The organism is Streptomyces graminilatus (genome assembly GCF_001418565.1).
GTDB lineage: Bacteria > Actinomycetota > Actinomycetes > Streptomycetales > Streptomycetaceae > Streptomyces > Streptomyces graminilatus.
The window spans coordinates 1-2,054 of record NZ_LIQQ01000743.1; the positions used below are offsets into that span (position 1 = coordinate 1).

The following is a 2,054-nucleotide window of genomic DNA, read 5'->3' on the forward strand; positions in this document are numbered from 1 at the left end:
TCCCAGACATGGCCTCCCTCGTCGACGATCCCCGCCACACGTCCCTCCAGGAGATCGGCGACCAGACACACCGACGAGTCCACCCAGAGCATCCGGTCCCGCACCGCCTCCAGGGGGGAACCGGGAAAGAGGAAGCCGCCCACACGCGCCTGGTCGAGCGGGACAGTGGAGGGCGGGATGCTCAACCGGCGTGCGGTCGACAGGCGTTGCCCGGAGCCGGAGCCGGAGCCGGAGCCGGAGCCGGAGCCGGAGCCGGTGGCGGTGGCGGAGCCGGTGGCGGAGTAGGCGGCGAAGGCGCCGCTGCCCGCTCGGGCCCACCAGCGCTTGCCCTCGGTCGGGCGGCTCAGGATTCCGATCCGTAGCTCCCCGTCGATCTCCAGGGCCACATGTGTGCCCCAGTCACGCCGCCCCGCCAGGAACGGAATCGTGCCGTCGATCGGGTCGATGATCCAGCGGCGGGCGGACGTCGAAAGCGCCCCGCTCTCCTCACTCAGTACCGCGTCCTTCGGGCGCTCCGCGGCGAGTACCGCGAGCATGGCCTTCTCCACCGCGAGATCCGCCTCACTCACCGGACTTCCGTCCGCTTTGCGGTGCGACCGGGTTTCACCCCCGAAATGGCGCAGGGATATCTCGTCGGCCAGATCCACCAACTGGTGGGCGAGAAGCAGGTCGGCATCGGTTTCCATGGACGCACCCAGCCTTTCCGGCCGGTCGCCGACTGGGCAACAGGCCTTGTTCTCCGGACAAGTTGAACGCCAGCGCCGCGATGTTAGCCTTTGGCATGCTCTTGGAAAACAAGCTCGTGGAACGCCAGAGTCTCCTTCGGCTGATTGCGGATAAATTCCAGGACGTCGTGCCTGCCGACGGAAATGCGGAGGAACTCACGTTTCTTCCGCTCGGCGAGGACAGTTGGTCCTATCGCTACGGCCCTTTATGGATCAGTGTGCGCCGTGATCTCGACGGCCATTTCCCCGGCGCCTATGAAGCGGCCCTGCTGATGAGCGCGGCCGGCAAGGAATTCGTCCTCGCCCCGCTCTCCGGCCGTGACGGCGCAGTGGTCCACGAGGTGTCGGGACTGCCGGTCGTGGTCTTCCCGTACGTCGAGCGTGCCGCCGCCACCCCGGACACGTCCCCCACCCCCGCTCAACTCGATGTACTCGTCCGCCAGTTGAGAGAGGTGCACCGCTTCTCCTCCCCGGCCGAGCTGGCCGCCGACCTCCCCGTCGAGGACTTCCGCTTCCCCTTCGACGCCGATCTGGAGAAGGCCCTGCAGATCGCGGTGGACGGGGACACGGACAGCCTCGGCCCCTACGGCCGCCGGCTCACCGGACTCATGGGCCGGCGCCGGGGTCAGCTGGCCGTACTGCGCCGGGAAGCGGCCCAGGTGGCCGCTCGCTGCGTCGAGCTCTGGGAGGGCGAACAGCCCGCCATGACCCACGGCGATCCGAGCCCGGCCAACGTCCTGTTCGACACGGGCGTCGACATCCTCGACTGGGGCGGGACGATGTGGGCCCCTCCGGAGCGGGACTGGGCGGCCGTCGCCAGGGCGTTCGGCGTACTCCCGGACGGCAGGGTGGAGTTCCTCCGGTTCTACGAACTGCGCTGGCAGCTCGCCGAGATCGCGGAGTACGTCGCCCGGTTCGCCGCACCGCACACGGGTGACGCCGACGACCACGCCATGTGGGGACGGCTCATGCGCTACCTCCCGGCCGGCTGACCGGACCGGACCGGACCAGGCTGGGACCGGACTGGACCGGACTGGACCGGGCTGGTCCTCGTCGATCCGGACCGGGTCGGCACCCACGGAATCCCCGCCCTTCTCCGCACCCGGCGGCGCATCGTGTGCCCGGAACCGGTGGACACCGGATCCGTCGGCGGCGGCGCGCACCGCTTCGGGTGGATCGGGGCGAACCCGCTCGTCGTCCGCCCGGGGCTGGTCGTCGTGGACCGCCGGCAGGGAGATCTGATGCGGGTCCTGGAGAACAACGGCATCGACGTACTGCTGCTTCGGTTGACCCACTCGCGGGCGCTCGGCGGCGGATTCCGCCGCGCCA

At 69.8% G+C, this 2,054-nt stretch carries 2 protein-coding genes and 1 pseudogene; 2 read left to right on the plus strand and 1 reads right to left on the minus strand.

Annotation, left to right across the window (positions count from 1 at the left end; genetic code table 11):
• Positions 1-686 (minus strand): inositol monophosphatase family protein (locus AOK08_RS40950; RefSeq protein WP_055535543.1); only part of this gene is annotated, 686 nt, incomplete at its 3' end.
• 95 nt (positions 687-781) lie between these two features.
• Here AOK08_RS40950 and AOK08_RS40955 point away from each other — a divergent pair.
• Together AOK08_RS40955 and AOK08_RS40960 are read left to right on the plus strand one after the other, a co-directional pair.
• Complete coding sequence (locus tag AOK08_RS40955) at positions 782-1,717, plus strand: phosphotransferase (protein WP_241827319.1); 936 nt, start codon at positions 782-784, stop codon at positions 1,715-1,717.
• 138 nt (positions 1,718-1,855) lie between these two features.
• Positions 1,856-2,054, plus strand: a pseudogene (locus tag AOK08_RS40960) (inosamine-phosphate amidinotransferase 1); the annotation flags it as partial.